Here is a 15,926-nt window from a genome sequence, read left to right as displayed (position 1 = left end):
GAGGCAAGCCAACGCCGGAGACCTCAGAAATGAAATTGTTGCATATCGATTCCAGCATTCAGGGTCCTCACTCTGTCAGTCGTGCGCTATCCGCCGAAATCGTCGAACGCCAAACCGCGTTGCACCCGCGTATCGAACTCATCTACCGTGATCTGGCAGCCGATCCCGCTCTGCATCTGTCGGGTGCGCACGTTAAAGCATGGGCGGGCGGGCACGTCGAAGGCGCCGGGCTGAGCTGCGACCTCGAAACCGGCGAGGAATATATTGCCGAACTGTTCGATGCCGAGATCATCGTCATTGGCGCGCCCATGTATAACTTCTCGGTTCCCTCGCAACTGAAGGCGTGGATCGATCGCGTCGTCGTCGCCGGCCAGACCTTCAAGTACGGCGAAGGCGGAGAAGTCCAGACGCTCCTGCCGCCCAATAAAAAAGTCTTCATCGCTTCGACGAGAGGGAATGTCTATCAGCCAGGTTCGCCGACGGCTTCGCTCGAGCACCACGAGAGCTATCTAAAGGGCGTGCTCTCGTTTCTCGGTCTGCATGATGTGACGATCGTACGCGCGGAAGGACTCGCGTTCGGCCTCGAAAGCAAGAACACAGCCATTAGGAAGGCGCGATCCGACATCGCGGCAATGACGGCTTGATACGAACCCGGCTAGCGAGGTTCGGTGCTATCCCAATCCGGAGCTAGCCCGCGCGGATCGACAATTCGACTACCCGGCCTCGCCAATCCCTGTATGGCGGCCATGTCCGCGGCGCTTAGCTCGAAATCAAAGATCGCTGCGTTCTGCGCCAGTCGCTCGATCTTCGACGTTCTCGAAAGAGCGATGACGCCGTCTTGTTGCACCAGCCATCGCAGCACAATCTGAGCGATGGTCTTACCGTGGCGCGCTGCCATCTCCTTCAGCACTTCGTCGGAGAAGACCTGACCGATCGCCATGCCGCAGTAGCTGGTGACCGCAAGTCCAGCTTTACGCGTGCTTTCGATAAGCCGGGACTGGTTCAGATAGGGATGGTATTCGAACTGATTCGTCACGAGCGGAACAGCCGAGAGTTCGACGGCCTCCGCCATCAGCGCCCGATTGAAATTGCTGACGCCGATGTGGCGCGCTTTACCGATCTTCGCTACTGCGGTCAGTCCGGCGATTTGTTCGGTTAGCGGTGTGGCCGGACTTGGCCAGTGCAGCAGAAGGAGATCGACGTAGTCCGTCTTGAGATTGCGAAGACTCTCGTCGACGGAAGCCTCGAGCTTGTGAATTGCGTAATTGCTGACCCAGACTTTGGTCGTGACAAACATCTCCGCTCTCGGGATGCGTGATGCGGCGACGCATTCACCGATCGCAGCTTCGTTGCCATAGATTTGAGCGGTGTCGATATGGCGAAAGCCGGCGTGAAGCGCGGCTGGAAGAACACGATGAATCTCTTGCGGGCTCATTCCATAGGTGCCGTACCCCAACGCGGGAATGACGGCATCACCTGCATAGACGTTCTGCATGATCGATTTTTGGGGAGATTGGAACACCATGCTTCGAGATCCGGCCGAGAAAATGGTCGATGCTGAACGCGCCCGCGCCGGACGCGGTGAAACCCAACAAACCGCCCGCCATCGCCAGATTCTTCAGGAAATGAAACATCTGATTCGGATCGTCAAATGCGTGATGGAAGATGAACGCGGTGATGATGCAATACGCCGTCAGCACCGATGCGACCCATCGTGTCCGGTAACCGACGATCAGCAACGTCCCGCACGCGAGTTCGAGCAACATCGCCACCATCAATCCCGGTTCTGCCGCGGGCAACCCGAACGACGCGATATACCGGAATGCCGCATACGGCGAGGCCAGCTTTCCGAGCCCGCTTAAGACGAAGACAGCAGCCATCAGAACGCGTCCGGCAAAGAGGCGAAGATCCCGGCGCGTGGATTGCGAGGTGTTCATGCTCGAGGCAACGTGTTCGATGGAGTGACCCGCGCAGATTAGCCGCTGCTGCGTTGCAGAGGAAGTCTCTATATTTCGATGCGATCCATCGTCGGGAGCGATGGATGCCATGCAGTTGATGCTGCGTGGCGCAGGCGCGCGCCTGTCGAGCGCTATCGTTCCATCGAGCGCAACGATGCTTTGCCGCTCAGGAGATATGCGACGGGTCGTCCGGCCTATAGGATCGTCCCACCATTCGACCCATTGAGAAGAAAGATCTGACGATGAATCATTTGCCTGACGACAGCGAATCAAGCGACTTCATCGTCACGCATGCCCTCGATCCGGACGATGCGGCTATCGTCACCGCCATGCGAGCCGGGATGAGTGCCGCTAAAGGCAAGCGTATGGGCATCGAAGCACGCAGCGCATTCGATGCCATGATCGAGAGAGTCCAGCCGCGCGACGACGTCACGTTCGAAGTCGCCTCGGTGGGCGGTATCCGCGGCCTTTGGGTGTATCCGGAGCAGCATCGATCCGATGAGGCGATTCTCCATCTGCATGCGGGATGGTTCAATTTCGGAGCCGCCGAGGCATTCCGCCATTTTGTCGGGCATATCGCAGCGAGAGCCAAAGCGAGAGCGTTTATTCCCGACTATCGGCTCGCGCCCGAACATCCATTCCCCGCCGCTGTTGATGATGTGCTCGCCTGTTACCGAGAGCTTGAGGAAAGGGGTATTCGTCGAATTGCCGTCACGGGAGACTCTGCCGGGGGCAATCTCGCATTGGTGCTCGCCTCGCGTATTGCCGATGGAGCGGTTTCCAGTGATGCGACGCTTGTCGGGGTGGCGGCATGGTCGCCGGTTACCGATTTGACGCTGTCGGGCGCGACGTACGAGACGCGCGCCGAGGCCGATCCTCTTTTCACACGTCCTCAGGTCTCGGAACTGGTGCACTCCTATCTGCGGAACACTGATCCAAAACATCCTCTGGCTTCGCCGCTCTACGGACAACTTTCCAGGTTACCCGCCGTCCGCATTCACGTCGGAGACGACGAAGTGCTGCTGGACGATTCACGTCGATTCGTCGAGCGCGCCGTTGCCGAAGGAGTCGATGCGCAACTTGATGTTTGGATGGGGATGCCGCATGGCTTTGCCGGCAGCATCGGGAAATTGAAGGCATCGGCGCAATCGCTGGATGCCGTCGGTACGTTTCTCGTTGAGAAGCTGCAGAGCGACTAGTCGTCAGGCATAGGTCCGTGATGGGTTTGTCAGCGAGTCGCCCAGTTTCTCCAACAGAAATTCGGCAAAGACGGTTACGGCAGGCGGCACGGGTGGGCGGCTCGTATAGACGAGCTGCAGGCCGAGGTCGGTGCTCGAACGCCGATAGGTGGGCAGCACGCGTACCAGTTTCCCCTGCGCGATGATCGGCTCGACGATCAACTGCGGCAGTAGCGCAATACCCAGTCCCGCTATGCAAGCCTGTGTGAGCACGCGCATGTCGTTGACCGCGAACCGGCTGTTGATCGACACCTCCTGAGCACCGCGTTGCCCCTGCAGACGCCACGTGTTGCGGCCCTGGCGATTGGTAATCATCAGACAGTCATGTTCGGCCAGCTCACGCAGCGTGCGAGGTGCTGCGCGCCGTTCCAGATAGGACGGGCTCGCCGCGAGGAACATCGTGCTCGGTCCCAGCCGGCGCACTTTAAAACCGCTGCTGGTCTCGATGCCCATGCGCAAGGCCAGATCGATGCGCTCGGCGATCAGATCGGATGGCGAATCGTCGAGCAAGAAGTCGATGCTGATGTGGGGATAGCGCGAGTAGAACTCGACCAGCCATTCCAAGCGAAAGAATTCGAACAGGCCGGCCAACGCGGCGACGCGTACCGTGCCGGACGGCGTCTGCTCATCGGCATGGAGCCGCCCGATCTCGAGGATCTGGTCGAGTGCCGGCGCATAGCGCTCGAAAAAGGCCTGACCTTCCATGCTCAGTGCGAGTTTGCGTGTCGAGCGATGCAGCAAACGTGTGCCGAGCTGCACTTCGAGTTGATCGATGCGCCGGCTCAACGTATTCGCCGGCATGCGCAGACGCCGGGCCGCCTCGGAGAAGCTGCCGGAGCGGACCACTTGAACGAACATCGCCAGATCATTGAGGTCGAGCATGAGATTTCCCCAAAAATGGATTAATCAATTCCGATCTTACCATCTAGTGATAAACGCTTTCTGTCCTCATACTTGAGGCATTGCACAGTAAGGTGAACCGATGAATTCGAATTCGATGCCGGCCGCGCCGGCCAGCTATACGCGGACTGCAGTAGCGCTGCACTGGCTGATTGCGCTGCTGATCATCTGCGGCTTCGCGCTCGGCTGGGTGATGACCGACATCCCCGGCTTCACGCCGACCAAGCTCAAGTACTTCTCATGGCACAAGTGGATCGGCGTGACCGTGTTCGCGCTCTCGATCGTGCGTGTGTTGTGGCGCGCGACCCACGTGCCGCCGCCGCTGCCGGCCGATATGCCGCTGGTGCAGCGGGTCGGTGCGCATGGGGTGCATGTGCTTCTGTATGTGCTGATGCTCGCGATTCCCGTGACCGGCTACCTCTACAGCTCGGCGTCGAATATCCCGGTCGTGTATCTCGGCATCGTGCCGCTGCCGCGCCTGATCGATCCTGATCCCGTGCTGAAGGAAACCTTCAAGACGCTCCATGTGACCTTGAACTACGTCTTGCTTTCCTCTGTCGTGCTGCACGTGCTTGCGGTGGTCAAGCATCAAGTGTTCGACCGTGACGGTGTGCTGTCACGCATGCTTCCCTTTACCAAATGAAGGACCCGATGAAAACGTCATTTTTCCGGCCCATGGCGGCCGTGCTTGCGGCGGTGTCGCTCGTAGCGTCGAGCGCGGCGCTTGCCGACGTCGACCTGTCGAAGAGCAAGGTGTCTGCGATCTCGAAGCAGATGAACGTGCCGACCGAGGGCGTGTTCAAGAAGTTCTCGGCACAGGTCAAGTTCGACCCCGCGAATGCCGCGCAAGGCAGCGCGCAGATGTCGATCGACATCGCGAGCTTCGACCTCGGCGACAAGGCATACAACGACCAGGTCGCCGGCCGCGACTGGTTCGACGCGAAGACATATCCGCAGGCGACCTTCGTGTCGTCGGCGATCGCGCCTGCGGGCGGCAACAAGTACAACGTGACCGGCAAGCTGACGATCAAGGGCCATGCCGAAACAGTCACCGTGCCGGTCACGTTTGTGCAGAGCGGCGCGACGCAGGCGTTCGACGGCGTGCTGCCGATCAAGCGTTCGGTGTTCAACATCGGCACAGGCGAGTGGAAGGACACGTCGATCGTCGCCGACGACGTGCAGATCAAGTTTCATATCGTTGCCACGAAGTAAGCGCGGCAGCGAGACATCACCCCATACCGCGCACGAGCGCGGCAACTTAACGTTTCAAGGAGTTTGAATTGAAGAAGCATCTGATGTTTGCGGCTGGTGCGCTGGCCGCCACCCTGTCGGTGTCGGCATTCGCGGACGCGACCTCGTACCAGTTTGACCCGGACCACACCTACCCGAGCTTCGAGGCCGACCACATGGGCGGCGTGTCGGTCTGGCGCGGCAAGTTCGACAAGTCGCAGGGCACGGTGACGCTCGATCGCGCGGCAAAGACCGGCACCGTCGACGTGACGACCGAGATTGTGTCGGTCCACACGGGTAACGGGAAGCTCGACCAAATGCTGCAGTCGGATCAGTTCTTCGACTCGTCGAAGTTCCCCGAGGCGACCTACAAAGGCACGATCCAGTTCAAGGGCGACAAGCCCGCCTCAGTCGTCGGCAATCTGACGATGCACGGCGTGACCAAGCCGCTGACGCTGACGATCGACTCGTTCAAATGTATGCAGCACCCGATGCTCAAGCGCGAAGTGTGTGGCGTCGACGCAGTCGGCGAATTCGATCGCAGCGACTTCGGCGTCGACTTTGGCAAGACGTATGGCTTCAACATGAAGACCAAGCTGCTCATCTCGGCCGAAGCCCTCAAGCAGTAATCCCGTTCGGAGATCAATCTCATGAAACTCTTACACGTAGATTCCAGCATCCTCGGGCAAGGCTCCGTCAGCCGCGATCTTTCGGCGGATGTCGTCGAGACTTTCCTGGGCCGCCATGCCGGCCTCGAGGTCACGCGTCTCGACCTTGCCGCCACGCCGATCGGCCATTTGACGGCCGCACACCTAGCGGCCGCGCAAGGCGCTCCGGTCGACGATGCGTTGAAGGCCGACGTTGCCATCGGCCAGGTCGCGCTCGAGGCGTTCCTCGCCGCCGACATCGTGGTCATCGGTGCGCCGATGTACAACCTTGGCATTCCCTCGCAACTGAAGGCCTGGATCGATCGCATCTCGGTCGCCGGGAAGACGTTCCGCTACGGCGAGCAGGGCCCGGTCGGACTGTGCGGCGGCAAGAAGCTGGTCATCGCCTCGTCGCGCGGCGGCGTTTACAGCGAAGGCTCGCCCGCAGCCTTCTTCGATCATCAGGAAACCTATCTGAAGGCAGCGTTCGACTTTCTGGGTATCACGGATATCACGTTCATCCGCGCGGAAGGTGTGGCGATGGGTCCGGATGCGCGCGATGGGGCCATGGCCTCGGCGAAGAAAGACACCGCTGCGCTCGCTGCGTGAGGCAGCGTCGACGCGACGAAATACTCGCTGGAGAACAACCATGTCGAACACTCAGAAAGTCGTCGCCGTCGTCGGCGCAACCGGTCAGCAAGGCGGCGCCGTTGTGCGCGCCTTGCAGGCGAGCGGTCAATTCAAAGTGCGCGCGTTGACGCGCAATCCGGCCAAGCATCCGAAGCTCGGTGATGAAGTCGTGCTGGCGGATTTCAATCGTCCAGAAACGCTCAACGCGGCGTTTGCCGGAGCACACGGCGTCTTCCTGGTGACCAATTCCTGGGAGGCACAAGAAGACGAGCCCAAGCAGGCGCTCGCGGCTGTCAAAGCGGCGAAAGACGCCGGCGTGCAGCACTTCATCTGGTCGACGCTTCCCAATGTGGAGAAGATCAGCGGCGGCAAGATCAATGTTCCGCACTTCACGGTGAAGGCGAAATTCGAACCCATCGTGAGCGAAGCCGGATTTGCGCACCACACGTTCGTGATCGCGCCGTTCTATTACCAAAACCTGATCGGCCTGATGGCTCCGCAGAAGCAACCGGATGGTTCGTTGGGTTGGGCGTTGCCGCTTGATCCCGAGCGGCGCGTCATCCATATGGGCGATATCAGTGAACTGGGCCGCCTCGTGGCTGGCGCTTTCGCGCAACCGGAACTCGTGGGGCACGGTGAACATCTGCCGCTGGTCGGCGATTTCCTGAGCTTCAACGAGATCATCGGCACGCTGAATCAACAAGGAAACACGCTTTCGTTCAAGCAAGTTCCGCGCGAGGTTTTTGCCAGCTGGTTCCCGCACGCCGAGGGTATCGCAGCGATGCTCGCCTACTTCGAAGCGCACACGTATCTCGGCTCGGATTCGCGCGACGCGATCGCACTCGCCAACAAAGTCTCCGGCCAGCAGCCGACGAAGTTTGCCGCCTGGGCCAAGGCAAACTTCGCGATTTCGGCAGCGACTTGAAAACACGCCTCTCCGAACGAGAGGGCCCTTCGAAAGGTACGAGGAACGGCAGGGTTCCCGCTGATGACGTGCGCCAGCAAGCTCGATGGCGCACGTCGGGCGCGCTTCTCATCGATTAGGTATTCCTTGGGCGATTGTTGCTCGAAACGACAACACATTGACGCTGCGGGCGCCATCGAATCCAAGCGGTCGATTCGTTATGATGTGCTTATGCACTCAAATGAACACGCGAAGACTGAGCGCTATTGGATGCATATGCACTAGTTATCGCTCGGTTTTAGCCAAGTCCGAATTCGAAGGAGCTTAAAGTGATGACATCCGAAACCCAACGGCAAGTTGTTCGTGTAACGATCAATGCCGACGTCAGTTTTGAGAGCTTCGTGAAAAGCTTTCAGAAAGGACTCGGTAGATTCGATCAAGCAGCCATTGCCGCTTTGATGGGACAGCCACGCGAAGCGGCAGCTGCGATTCAAGGCATGGAGGGGGATCAGGGGTTGATGATCTTCTTTACCCTTGACCACGGTGCTGCGCTCAGGATGGTCGGGAAAAGTCAGAAGGCCATCCGCTTCATATTGGGCAACCCGCTGGTAGCGATACAAATGACCCAGCACGACATACGTGCTGGACAGTATGTTCCTCTAACGCTCATGGCTTACGAGGTCGAGGAGAATCGTCTTCGCATCGAGTATGACCAACCTTCGTCGCTTCTCGATGTTTGCGAAAGTGCGGAAATCGACGCGACAGCACGCGACCTCGATAAGAAGCTTCTCCTGGTGGTGCAGCACGCGATTGAAGATGCCTCGAAGTAGCGGACGAGCTTTCCTGAGGCCAGGTCGTTCGCGACATTCCGCAAGGTGATGTTTATTGCGCCGAGCTCTCGCGAATCATCTCGATCAGTGCGCGCAACCCCGCAGGCACATGACGCCGGCCCGGATAGTACAAGCACAACCCATCCAGCGGCGGCGTCCAGTCTTCCAGCACTCGCACTAAGGTACCGGCCGCCAGATCCGCGTCGACATTCCATTCGGTCAAGTACGTGAGACCGAGGCCGGCACGCGCGGCTTCCAGCATCAATTCCGGGTTGTCGAGCGTCAGCGCACCGTCGCCGTCGATGCGCACCGTCTCGCCGCGCCGTTCGAACTCCCACTGATAGATCGAGCCGCTCGGCATGCGGCTGCGAATGCATCGGTGCGCATTGAGGTCGGCTGGCGAGCGCGGCGGCTTGTGCTGCGCGAAATACGCCGGGCTGCCCACGACGGCGAACCGCTGCCTGTCGCCGAAAGGCACGGCGATCATGTCCTGCGGCACGATTTCCGCGAGGCGGATGCCCGCGTCGAATCCTTCAACCACGATATCAATCAACCGTCCTTCCGTGACGATGTCGAGTTTCATCTCGGGATAGCGCTTCAGGAACGCGACGAAGACCGGCATCACCTGCCGTATCGCGCCCGCCGACGTGTTGATGCGCAAGGTGCCCGACGGCGTGTCGCGGAAGCTGCCCGCCTGCTCGATCGCGTCGCGAATGGTCGAAAGCGCGGGCGCGACGCTATCGACGAATTGCGCGCCGGCTTCCGTCAGCGCCACGCTGCGCGTCGTTCGATTGAAGAGCCTCACGCCGATGCGCGCTTCGAGCGCGGCGACCGCATGACTGAGCGCGGAAGTCGACACGCTCATTTCGTTCGCGGCGGCCCGGAAATTCCGATGGCGCGCGACGGCCAGAACGGCTTCCAGTTCGCTCAAACCGGATGTTTTCATTGTCCTAAATCCTTCAACACGTCATCCTCAATTGTACGGCTAGTCGACGCAATCGCGACGCTCTATCCTGGGTCATCGACAACGCTTTTCCGGACCCAACATGCAGACCATCGACCAGATCTACATCAATGGCGAATTCGTCACACCACACGGCGACGAATACTTCGATCTCTTCAATCCCTCGACCGAGAAGGTGATCGGCCGCGTGCGTCTCGCCGATGCCAAGGACGTGGACGACGCCGTCGCGGCGGCGAAGCGGGCCTTCCCGGCGTTCTCGCGCACGGACAAGCGCGAGCGCGTCGAGATGCTGAGGCGCATGCACGCGGCTGTGGCCGCGAAAGAGAGCGAACTGTTCGAGGCGATCGTCGAGGAGTACGGCGCGCCGGTGTCGCGGGGACGCTGGATGGCCCAGCACGCGAGCAGCACCTTGCTCGAAGCCGCCAAGGTGCTCGAGGACTACGCGTTCAGCCGTCGCGTCGGAACGGCCGAAGTGGTGATGCAGCCGCTCGGCGTCGCGGGGCTCATTACGCCATGGAACAGCGACGCGGGCTTTATCTGCGGCAAGCTCGCGGCGGCGCTCGCCGCGGGCTGCACGGCCGTGATCAAGCCCAGCGAAATGAGCGCCATCCAGACGCGAGTCGTCACGGAGGCGCTGCATGAAGCAGGGCTCCCACCGGGGGTGTTCAACATCGTCACGGGACGCGGCGAAATCGTGGGTGCGCGGATCAGTTCGCATCCCGATGTCGCCAAGCTGTCGTTCACGGGTTCAACGGCAGTCGGCAAGACGATATTGCGGACCGCGGCGGAGACGCTCAAGCGCGTGACGCTCGAACTCGGCGGCAAGTCGCCGATGATCGTGCTCGACGATGCCAATTTCGACGATGCCGTGCCGCTCGCCCTTCAGGCAGGCTTCATGAACAGCGGGCAGGCGTGCATTGCCGGCACGCGAATTCTGGTGCCGCAGGCGCGGCTGCGGGAGTTCGAAGCGAGAATCGTGGAAGCGTTGGCTGACATTCAGTCCGGCGATCCGCGCGATCCTCGCACGAGCATCGGTCCGATGGTCAGCCAAAAACAGTGGGAGCGCGTGCAGCGCTATATCCGCATCGGCATCGACGAAGGCGCGCGCCTGATCGCCGGCGGCGAAGGGCGGCCACACGGCGTCGACGCGGGATGGTTCGTACGCCCAAGCGTTTTCAGCGACGTGACGAACGACATGACGATCGCGCGAGAGGAGATCTTCGGTCCGGTGCTCTCGATCATCGGATACCGCGATACGGAAGACGCGATCGCGATCGCCAACGATACGCCCTACGGCCTGCAAGCCTACGTGTGTTCGTCCAATGCCGCGCGGGCCAGCGCGGTGGCCTCGCGGATCGAAGCGGGACGCGTACTGGTCAACACGCTCGCGCACGAACCGGCGGCGCCCTTCGGCGGGTTCAAGCAATCGGGCATCGGCCGCGAGTACGGCACGTTCGGGCTTGAAGCGTTTCTCGAGCCGAAGGCGTTGCTGGGCGCGGTGTGAGGCGGACTAGGACTTCATTGCTCTGTCGTCAAGGGTTCGGCTTCGTCCGAGCCCGTCTGTGTCTTCTCCACGCGTTCAATCTGCACGCGCATCGACCGCGCGTCTGTCAAACCCAGGGCTTCAGCCGCTGCGTACGAGAGATCGATAATCCGGCCTTTGACGTAGGGTCCGCGATCGTTGATGCGAACGACAACCGACTTTCCGGTGGCCAGCGATCGGACGCGCACATAGGTACCGAGCGGCAAGGTTCGATGGGCGGCGGTCAAGGCGCCGCCATCGTAGCGTTCTCCGTTTGCGGTCAGATGTCCCTGGAACGTTGCCGCATACCATGACGCCTCGCCGGATTGCGACATCTCGTGCTCGTGCCGAGGGCGACAGGAATCCGATCTGCACGCACCATACTTGGACGGAATCTGTCCGCAAGCAGTGAACAACGCACAGATTGCCAAGACTCCCAAATAGCGAAGTGATAGCACCATAGGCCACCCGTCAGTCAATGAGACGTGGTTCTTGAGGTATCCAAAAGTTGCCATTGGCGGCATACCCGGGTTACGTAACCCGTTGACACTATTTTAGTCGACACGCGACACCCCTGAAGATCGGGCACTCATTTGCTTGTTTTGTCGTGCGCTTTACAAGCCTGCTTGACATTGCCGGACGAGTTTCTATACTCAACCGCATGGTTAAGTTTGAGGAAGCCGCATTAGACCGCATCTTCGCCGCGTTGGCCGACCCGACTCGGCGCGCGGTCCTGGCGCGTCTGTCCGCGCGCGCGGATCTGTCCGTGAGCGACATCGCACAGCCGTTCGCGATGTCGCTGCCGGCCGTGATGAAGCATCTCGATGTACTCGCTGAAGCCGGCCTGATCACGCGCGTGAAGACCGGCCGCACCGTCGCGTGCCGGCTCTCTGCAGAGCCGATGGAGGAAGCGATGGAATGGCTCACCCGCTATCAGCGCTTCTGGGCCGAGACACTCGATCGCCTTACCGCATTCGTGGAGGAAGATTCATGCCCACCGGACCCAGCCTCACGCTCCAGCGTCGCATCAACGCCCCGCCCGCGAAAATCTACAGCGCCTGGACGGAACCGTCGCAAATCGTGAAGTGGATGCATCCCAACGACGCCGAAGTGATCCATGTGGAGATGGACGTGCGCGAGGGCGGGCGCTTTCGCATCGTCATGCGCGCGCCAGATGGCGAGGAGCACGATGTGAGCGGCACCTTCCGCGAAGTGGTGCGCGACGAAAAGCTCGTCTATACGTGGGCGTGGCGCAGCACACCCGAGCGGGAGTCACTCGTCACGCTCACGCTGCGGCTCGACGGCGAGGTGACGCTGCTCACACTCAAGCACGAGCAGTTCTTCGACGAAGCCGCGCGCGAAAACCACCAGGCCGGCTGGAACCAGGCGCTCGACGGCCTCGAACGGCAATTCGCCTGATTGGAGGATCGTGATGAAGCTATACGGATTTGCTGGGACCCGTTCGCAACGCGCGCTTTGGGGACTCAAGGAAGTCGACGCCGATTTCGAATTCGTGTCGGTCAATTTGCTCGAAGGCGAGCATAAGCGGCCCGAATTCCTGCGCCTTAATCCTGCGGGGAAGGTTCCTGTGCTGGTCGACGGCGACCTAATCATTCCCGAGTCGGCTGCGATCGTGCTGTACCTCGCGGATAAGTATCCGGAGAAAACATTGTTGCCCGTCGATCTCGATGAGCGGGCACAGGCTTATCGTTGGACCATGTTTGCGGTTACCGAACTCGAACAACCGCTCTGGAGAATCACCCGGCACACGTTTCTTTATCCGCCGGACAAGCGCCTCCCGGCCGATATCGAACTCGCGCGAGACGATTTCATGGCCATGGCTGCGATCCTCGAAAAGCATCTCGAAGCGCGTGAATTCATTGTCGGCGACAGGCTTACGGTTGCTGACTGCGTGACGGCCTATCTGATCGATTGGGCCAATGAATTCCACATGATCGATGCGTTCCCGCGTTTGCAGGCGTATCTCGAACGCTTGTATGCGCGCCCCGAGGCGCCGCAGCGTATCGCTGATGCGCGCAAGGCTGCGTAACTCATCATTCGGCTAGCGCAGGTCAGAAAGAAGGTGCACGGTGGGGGGCGCAAATTGCGGCCCCTCTCACGAGATCGTGTATCTGTTCTGGGGACCACCCGTATAGAGGTCTCTGGCGAGTGCCAGAATCCGCTCGCGGTTGCGGTCGAAGGCCGCAAGCAAGGCCGGCTCGCCTGAACCCATGTCGGAGTTCAGTTTCGCCAGCATCGCGTCGTCGACCAGAAAGGTAATCTCGCGAGAATTGTCGTAGCCCCAGAAGCACACACAGTGTCTGGAAACATCGTAGGTGCGACTGGGATTAGGAAAGTTGAGTGTTACGCCACTTTTCCCCATCTAACCCTCTGGACAGATATAACGCCACTTGCTCGCATTGACATCGATGCGGGCGTCATTTTCGAGCCGCTTCTGGGCGCGCTCGATATCCGCGCGCTTCAGTGCCGAGGAGCGCGCCTTTTGCACATCAACGAAGTCGCTTTGCCTGACTGGCGTGGCTAACTTCCGCTCGGTTTGCTTTGGCATGCCGGTTCCCCCAAAAAAAGAGTTTCAAATGTCAGGATCGTCGCGGCGACCGATTTTCATCGTCGTCCGCCCTATGCTTTCTGCGGAGCCGTGCTGACCGGGGGAATCGCAAGGAGTCGACGCAAAACACCACTGGTCGCTCACATCGAATATTTCGAGAATGCGCCCGATACCGCAGCCATGCAAGCGCTATCGAGCGCATCGTCCGGGATTCAACGTTTGGGTCCCCTCATACCTTCGGTTTCCATGGCCGCATTCCGCTCCTCGTTTGCCTCTATGGGTTCCATGGTTTCGTCGATGGAAGCCGCGGCGCGCTCGGTGGCCGACCTGGTTTCGTCGACGGTGGCTCCGGGTTCTCCATCTTCGTCGCGCGGGGGCTCCAGCATGTCCTTAAGCATTGCCGTCAACTCCGGCGTGTCCCACGGCATTCCACGCTGCTTGTTCTTCTTTATGTAATGCCTGACTTCTGCGTCCTGCTCAGGCGTCAAGGGAAGACCGCGAAAAGTGTTTTGGGGGGTAGCGTCGGCCATGGTACTGCTCCGAGATTTGGTCAGACAAGAAAAGCCGGCGTTTGGCCGGCTTCTGCTGACTGCTTTTCGGCAGTCTCGCGACTGACGCTTGTCAGACGCGCTGTTCCGTGGCTCAAGGCGCGTTGGGCGTTTCAAATGTATGGCAACTTCAACTAATTCGAAATCCTATGAATCAGACATAGAAAACGTCGCTACGTTCAGCGCTGAGTTGTAACAGCGGGATACGACGTTCAAGAGTGCATAAATCTATGACGTGAACCCGGCCATTTCCTCGTGCGCCTTACCCATTGCTTCGGCATCTTATAGAGAATTTGTTCAACGTCTTTCGCTTTATGTTCCTGAGCCACAGGCATGCCATCGTCCGTAGCATTCTCCGCGGCCTCTCTCAGGCTCCTGCTTTCCGCTAGTTCTTCCACATTCGCTTTCTCATCAATCATGATGCACTCCTACTGTGAGATAAACTGGTTCGCCAGCGGAAAAGCCGGTGTCGCCATCGCGGTGAACGTAAAGTGGATATGCAATTGCAAAGCAGTCCAAATCTTAACGGAACAAAAGGCGGAAGCCGGCGTCTTGCCGGCTTTCCCATCAGGCGGTGAGACCGCCCAACGACCTGCTCGTGCAGGGCGTCGTTTTCGTGCTTGCGCGCAAGCCGCGCGTCGCTATCGCCTATGCGATCTGCGATAGGCCGATATCAGCGGACTGCTCAACAGCAGTGGCGTACATTGAATTCTCCCGAGTCAACCCGGCACGTGCGTCCAAGGGATTTCGGAGGCGAGTGTCTTGCTAAAAGATCAGCAGGTCGAAGCAACTAGCACTGCCAATGCTGCGCTGCACCCACTGTATACCTTTCCCGCCGAATGTACAGCGATTCGTGTCTTTCGAAGAGAGTTCTCCGCTACGGGCAGATCGCTGAAAACGCTTCGCGACAGCGAGCTGAAATCAGTGCACACTGCGTGAATACTCGAGCTTTTTGGCGAGCACAGATACCACCGGAGTCGTGTGATGGCAAAAGGTCAGATGCGCAGCAATCGCGAAGCAAAGAAACCGAAGCAGCCGAAAAAGCCGCCGTCCGGTTTGTCACCGTCCAGATTGATCGCACCCAGCGTGCAGCCGAAATCCGTGGATACGCAAAAAAAGCGTTGAGAACGACCTCGTCCGGCCAACTCAGAACGCTAAAGGTCGGCGAGCAACGCAAGTTGATGTCCGGTCTCCCCGCCTTCCACCAATGCGTAAGTGCACAAACGCTTCCGTTCGTCGGACGAGAACCCGCACTCCCGGGAAAAGGCATCCCAGCGCGCGTCTTCGATCGACATTGGTTTGCCGTGCGCGCGCGCGAACAAGTTCATCATGCGACTCGCCTGGCGCCGAATCAATACGAGTTCCCGGTTCAAAACGTACGACTCGTGTCCGGCGCGAAGAACCAGATAGTAAGGAATTTCGGGCATGTCGCCGCTCCGTGGGCCGTCAGTTACTCTGGAACCGCAATATCGCCGTTCACGAGTTGCCAGCCATAGACCTCGGCGAAGTTCTTCGCGCTCTCTGGATCCTCGCATAGGGGCATGTCTGCGCAGCCGCGAAACGGATAGATGACCCGCTTGTCGGAAAGACGGATCACCTTCAAGGTCGGAACAACGCCACTCATCGTCCGACGAAACGATGCGGCAACCTCATAGTTCTCGGCCTCAGGCTTGAATTGCAGCATTCGTTTCTCCTCGTCGATTGCACGGTCTTGCATGATGTAGTCCAAAGGTGTGGGCCATGACGAGAAGTAACCGGGAACCGCCCAGCGTGTGGCAAATGGGCGATTGCCGCAGACGAAATGGCGATGCACAGCGCGTCGCACAGGCCGGGACGGAGCAACTATCGCAGCGGCGCAGCTAGCGGAATCGGCGTCCGGAGACGGAATATCGCTTTCCCTGGAAGGGCGAGAAAGCTAACCAGGCAGTAGACGGGAATCGGGCGTCGCCCGTGAACGCGAACTCCGGTGGACGACAGGTATGAGAG

At 59.7% G+C, this 15,926-nt stretch carries 24 protein-coding genes; 13 read left to right on the top strand and 11 right to left on the bottom strand.

The window, feature by feature from the left end; translation table 11 throughout:
- Positions 1 to 29 precede the first annotated feature (29 nt).
- Positions 30 to 644: an FMN-dependent NADH-azoreductase gene (locus AAHK20_RS05320; RefSeq protein ID WP_449180392.1), complete on the top strand. Its 615-nt coding sequence runs from the start codon at positions 30 to 32 to the stop codon at positions 642 to 644.
- Between the two features lie 11 nt (positions 645 to 655).
- Here AAHK20_RS05320 and AAHK20_RS05315 read toward each other — a convergent pair whose 3' ends face one another.
- Together AAHK20_RS05315 and AAHK20_RS05310 are read right to left on the bottom strand one after the other, a co-directional pair.
- Complete coding sequence (locus AAHK20_RS05315; RefSeq protein ID WP_449180391.1) at positions 656 to 1,495, bottom strand: aldo/keto reductase; 840 nt, start codon at positions 1,493 to 1,495, stop codon at positions 656 to 658.
- Positions 1,473 to 2,048, bottom strand: a complete 576-nt coding sequence (locus AAHK20_RS05310; protein ID WP_449180390.1) for a DoxX family protein — start codon at positions 2,046 to 2,048, stop codon at positions 1,473 to 1,475. Before AAHK20_RS05310 ends, AAHK20_RS05315 begins: the two co-directional genes overlap by 23 nt.
- Positions 2,049 to 2,200: 152 nt before the next feature.
- On the opposite strand from AAHK20_RS05310, the gene AAHK20_RS05305 reads away from it, so the two are divergent.
- Positions 2,201 to 3,157, top strand: a complete 957-nt coding sequence (locus AAHK20_RS05305; RefSeq protein ID WP_449180389.1) for an alpha/beta hydrolase — start codon at positions 2,201 to 2,203, stop codon at positions 3,155 to 3,157.
- 3 nt (positions 3,158 to 3,160) lie between these two features.
- Here AAHK20_RS05305 and AAHK20_RS05300 read toward each other — a convergent pair whose 3' ends face one another.
- Entirely contained in the window at positions 3,161 to 4,078 is a 918-nt protein-coding gene (locus AAHK20_RS05300) for a LysR family transcriptional regulator (protein ID WP_449180388.1), read from the bottom strand.
- A gap of 100 nt (positions 4,079 to 4,178) precedes the next feature.
- Here AAHK20_RS05300 and AAHK20_RS05295 point away from each other — a divergent pair, with 100 nt between their 5' ends.
- The 6 genes from AAHK20_RS05295 to AAHK20_RS05270 all read left to right on the top strand — a co-directional run bounded on the left by AAHK20_RS05295 (position 4,179) and on the right by AAHK20_RS05270 (position 8,337).
- The gene (locus AAHK20_RS05295; RefSeq protein WP_449180387.1) at positions 4,179 to 4,739 is read left to right on the top strand and encodes a cytochrome b; all 561 of its coding nucleotides are present in this window, start codon (positions 4,179 to 4,181) and stop codon (positions 4,737 to 4,739) included.
- 8 nt (positions 4,740 to 4,747) lie between these two features.
- Entirely contained in the window at positions 4,748 to 5,308 is a 561-nt protein-coding gene (locus AAHK20_RS05290; protein WP_449180386.1) for a YceI family protein, read from the top strand.
- A 68-nt stretch (positions 5,309 to 5,376) separates the two neighbouring features.
- Complete coding sequence (locus AAHK20_RS05285; protein ID WP_449180385.1) at positions 5,377 to 5,955, top strand: YceI family protein; 579 nt, start codon at positions 5,377 to 5,379, stop codon at positions 5,953 to 5,955.
- 21 nt (positions 5,956 to 5,976) lie between these two features.
- Positions 5,977 to 6,582 (top strand): FMN-dependent NADH-azoreductase, encoded by a 606-nt coding sequence (locus tag AAHK20_RS05280; protein WP_449180384.1) that lies wholly within the window; start codon positions 5,977 to 5,979, stop codon positions 6,580 to 6,582.
- 40 nt (positions 6,583 to 6,622) lie between these two features.
- Positions 6,623 to 7,528 carry an NmrA/HSCARG family protein gene (locus AAHK20_RS05275; protein ID WP_449180383.1) on the top strand — a complete coding sequence of 302 codons (906 nt, stop codon included), beginning with the start codon at positions 6,623 to 6,625 and terminating at the stop codon, positions 7,526 to 7,528.
- A 311-nt stretch (positions 7,529 to 7,839) separates the two neighbouring features.
- Positions 7,840 to 8,337 (top strand): DUF302 domain-containing protein, encoded by a 498-nt coding sequence (locus tag AAHK20_RS05270; protein ID WP_449180382.1) that lies wholly within the window; start codon positions 7,840 to 7,842, stop codon positions 8,335 to 8,337.
- 52 nt (positions 8,338 to 8,389) lie between these two features.
- Here the strand turns inward: AAHK20_RS05270 and AAHK20_RS05265 are convergent, their stop codons facing one another.
- Positions 8,390 to 9,283 carry a LysR family transcriptional regulator gene (locus tag AAHK20_RS05265; RefSeq protein WP_449180381.1) on the bottom strand — a complete coding sequence of 298 codons (894 nt, stop codon included), beginning with the start codon at positions 9,281 to 9,283 and terminating at the stop codon, positions 8,390 to 8,392.
- Positions 9,284 to 9,383: 100 nt separating this feature from the next.
- Between AAHK20_RS05265 and AAHK20_RS05260 the strand changes: the two genes are divergently transcribed.
- On the top strand, positions 9,384 to 10,805 hold the full coding sequence (locus tag AAHK20_RS05260) for an aldehyde dehydrogenase family protein (RefSeq protein ID WP_449180380.1): 1,422 nt from the start codon (positions 9,384 to 9,386) through the stop codon (positions 10,803 to 10,805).
- Positions 10,806 to 10,819: 14 nt separating this feature from the next.
- Here the strand turns inward: AAHK20_RS05260 and AAHK20_RS05255 are convergent, their stop codons facing one another.
- A complete protein-coding gene (locus tag AAHK20_RS05255; RefSeq protein ID WP_449180379.1) occupies positions 10,820 to 11,158 on the bottom strand; it encodes a septal ring lytic transglycosylase RlpA family protein in 339 nt (112 codons plus the stop codon).
- A 326-nt stretch (positions 11,159 to 11,484) separates the two neighbouring features.
- Between AAHK20_RS05255 and AAHK20_RS05250 the strand changes: the two genes are divergently transcribed.
- Genes AAHK20_RS05250 through AAHK20_RS05240 form a run of 3 tightly spaced genes read left to right on the top strand, consistent with a single transcriptional unit; the run spans position 11,485 to position 12,873 of the window.
- Complete coding sequence (locus AAHK20_RS05250) at positions 11,485 to 11,907, top strand: ArsR/SmtB family transcription factor (protein ID WP_449180378.1); 423 nt, start codon at positions 11,485 to 11,487, stop codon at positions 11,905 to 11,907.
- Positions 11,814 to 12,242, top strand: coding sequence for an SRPBCC family protein (locus AAHK20_RS05245; RefSeq protein ID WP_449180377.1), 429 nt, complete (start codon positions 11,814 to 11,816; stop codon positions 12,240 to 12,242). The genes AAHK20_RS05250 and AAHK20_RS05245 overlap by 94 nt, the downstream gene beginning before the upstream one ends.
- Before the next feature lie 13 nt (positions 12,243 to 12,255).
- Positions 12,256 to 12,873: a glutathione S-transferase family protein gene (locus tag AAHK20_RS05240; protein WP_449180376.1), complete on the top strand. Its 618-nt coding sequence runs from the start codon at positions 12,256 to 12,258 to the stop codon at positions 12,871 to 12,873.
- A gap of 66 nt (positions 12,874 to 12,939) precedes the next feature.
- Here AAHK20_RS05240 and AAHK20_RS05235 read toward each other — a convergent pair whose 3' ends face one another.
- The 4 genes from AAHK20_RS05235 to AAHK20_RS05220 all read right to left on the bottom strand — a co-directional run bounded on the left by AAHK20_RS05235 (position 12,940) and on the right by AAHK20_RS05220 (position 14,359).
- Entirely contained in the window at positions 12,940 to 13,206 is a 267-nt protein-coding gene (locus tag AAHK20_RS05235) for a DUF1488 family protein (RefSeq protein WP_449180375.1), read from the bottom strand.
- Positions 13,207 to 13,392, bottom strand: a complete 186-nt coding sequence (locus tag AAHK20_RS05230) for a hypothetical protein (protein ID WP_449180374.1) — start codon at positions 13,390 to 13,392, stop codon at positions 13,207 to 13,209.
- Positions 13,393 to 13,604: 212 nt separating this feature from the next.
- Positions 13,605 to 13,922: a hypothetical protein gene (locus tag AAHK20_RS05225; protein ID WP_449180373.1), complete on the bottom strand. Its 318-nt coding sequence runs from the start codon at positions 13,920 to 13,922 to the stop codon at positions 13,605 to 13,607.
- A gap of 230 nt (positions 13,923 to 14,152) precedes the next feature.
- Positions 14,153 to 14,359, bottom strand: a complete 207-nt coding sequence (locus AAHK20_RS05220; RefSeq protein ID WP_449180372.1) for a hypothetical protein — start codon at positions 14,357 to 14,359, stop codon at positions 14,153 to 14,155.
- A gap of 565 nt (positions 14,360 to 14,924) precedes the next feature.
- Here AAHK20_RS05220 and AAHK20_RS05215 point away from each other — a divergent pair.
- A complete protein-coding gene (locus tag AAHK20_RS05215; protein WP_449180371.1) occupies positions 14,925 to 15,065 on the top strand; it encodes a hypothetical protein in 141 nt (46 codons plus the stop codon).
- Positions 15,066 to 15,094: 29 nt separating this feature from the next.
- Here AAHK20_RS05215 and AAHK20_RS05210 read toward each other — a convergent pair whose 3' ends face one another.
- Together AAHK20_RS05210 and AAHK20_RS05205 are read right to left on the bottom strand one after the other, a co-directional pair.
- Positions 15,095 to 15,367 carry a hypothetical protein gene (locus AAHK20_RS05210; RefSeq protein ID WP_449180370.1) on the bottom strand — a complete coding sequence of 91 codons (273 nt, stop codon included), beginning with the start codon at positions 15,365 to 15,367 and terminating at the stop codon, positions 15,095 to 15,097.
- 23 nt (positions 15,368 to 15,390) lie between these two features.
- Positions 15,391 to 15,624, bottom strand: a complete 234-nt coding sequence (locus AAHK20_RS05205; protein WP_449180369.1) for a DUF6723 family protein — start codon at positions 15,622 to 15,624, stop codon at positions 15,391 to 15,393.
- Positions 15,625 to 15,926 lie beyond the last annotated feature (302 nt).

This window comes from Trinickia camelliae, from assembly GCF_053525655.1.
This window is presented reverse-complemented; position numbering and strand designations above follow the sequence as displayed.

Excerpts from the sequence above, each read along its gene's own strand:
- AAHK20_RS05320 (WP_449180392.1), top strand. The coding sequence starts at position 30 with ATGAAATTGTTGCATATCGATTCCAGCATTCAGGGTCCTCACTCTGTC.
- AAHK20_RS05315 (WP_449180391.1), bottom strand. The coding sequence starts at position 1,495 with ATGCAGAACGTCTATGCAGGTGATGCCGTCATTCCCGCGTTGGGGTAC.
- AAHK20_RS05310 (WP_449180390.1), bottom strand. The coding sequence starts at position 2,048 with ATGGCATCCATCGCTCCCGACGATGGATCGCATCGAAATATAGAGACT.
- AAHK20_RS05305 (WP_449180389.1), top strand. The coding sequence starts at position 2,201 with ATGAATCATTTGCCTGACGACAGCGAATCAAGCGACTTCATCGTCACG.
- AAHK20_RS05300 (WP_449180388.1), bottom strand. The coding sequence starts at position 4,078 with ATGCTCGACCTCAATGATCTGGCGATGTTCGTTCAAGTGGTCCGCTCC.
- AAHK20_RS05295 (WP_449180387.1), top strand. The coding sequence starts at position 4,179 with ATGAATTCGAATTCGATGCCGGCCGCGCCGGCCAGCTATACGCGGACT.
- AAHK20_RS05290 (WP_449180386.1), top strand. The coding sequence starts at position 4,748 with ATGAAAACGTCATTTTTCCGGCCCATGGCGGCCGTGCTTGCGGCGGTG.
- AAHK20_RS05280 (WP_449180384.1), top strand. The coding sequence starts at position 5,977 with ATGAAACTCTTACACGTAGATTCCAGCATCCTCGGGCAAGGCTCCGTC.
- AAHK20_RS05275 (WP_449180383.1), top strand. The coding sequence starts at position 6,623 with ATGTCGAACACTCAGAAAGTCGTCGCCGTCGTCGGCGCAACCGGTCAG.
- AAHK20_RS05270 (WP_449180382.1), top strand. The coding sequence starts at position 7,840 with ATGACATCCGAAACCCAACGGCAAGTTGTTCGTGTAACGATCAATGCC.
- AAHK20_RS05265 (WP_449180381.1), bottom strand. The coding sequence starts at position 9,283 with ATGAAAACATCCGGTTTGAGCGAACTGGAAGCCGTTCTGGCCGTCGCG.
- AAHK20_RS05260 (WP_449180380.1), top strand. The coding sequence starts at position 9,384 with ATGCAGACCATCGACCAGATCTACATCAATGGCGAATTCGTCACACCA.
- AAHK20_RS05255 (WP_449180379.1), bottom strand. The coding sequence starts at position 11,158 with ATGTCGCAATCCGGCGAGGCGTCATGGTATGCGGCAACGTTCCAGGGA.
- AAHK20_RS05250 (WP_449180378.1), top strand. The coding sequence starts at position 11,485 with ATGGTTAAGTTTGAGGAAGCCGCATTAGACCGCATCTTCGCCGCGTTG.
- AAHK20_RS05245 (WP_449180377.1), top strand. The coding sequence starts at position 11,814 with ATGCCCACCGGACCCAGCCTCACGCTCCAGCGTCGCATCAACGCCCCG.
- AAHK20_RS05240 (WP_449180376.1), top strand. The coding sequence starts at position 12,256 with ATGAAGCTATACGGATTTGCTGGGACCCGTTCGCAACGCGCGCTTTGG.
- AAHK20_RS05235 (WP_449180375.1), bottom strand. The coding sequence starts at position 13,206 with ATGGGGAAAAGTGGCGTAACACTCAACTTTCCTAATCCCAGTCGCACC.
- AAHK20_RS05230 (WP_449180374.1), bottom strand. The coding sequence starts at position 13,392 with ATGCCAAAGCAAACCGAGCGGAAGTTAGCCACGCCAGTCAGGCAAAGC.
- AAHK20_RS05225 (WP_449180373.1), bottom strand. The coding sequence starts at position 13,922 with ATGGCCGACGCTACCCCCCAAAACACTTTTCGCGGTCTTCCCTTGACG.
- AAHK20_RS05220 (WP_449180372.1), bottom strand. The coding sequence starts at position 14,359 with ATGATTGATGAGAAAGCGAATGTGGAAGAACTAGCGGAAAGCAGGAGC.
- AAHK20_RS05215 (WP_449180371.1), top strand. The coding sequence starts at position 14,925 with ATGGCAAAAGGTCAGATGCGCAGCAATCGCGAAGCAAAGAAACCGAAG.
- AAHK20_RS05210 (WP_449180370.1), bottom strand. The coding sequence starts at position 15,367 with ATGCCCGAAATTCCTTACTATCTGGTTCTTCGCGCCGGACACGAGTCG.
- AAHK20_RS05205 (WP_449180369.1), bottom strand. The coding sequence starts at position 15,624 with ATGCTGCAATTCAAGCCTGAGGCCGAGAACTATGAGGTTGCCGCATCG.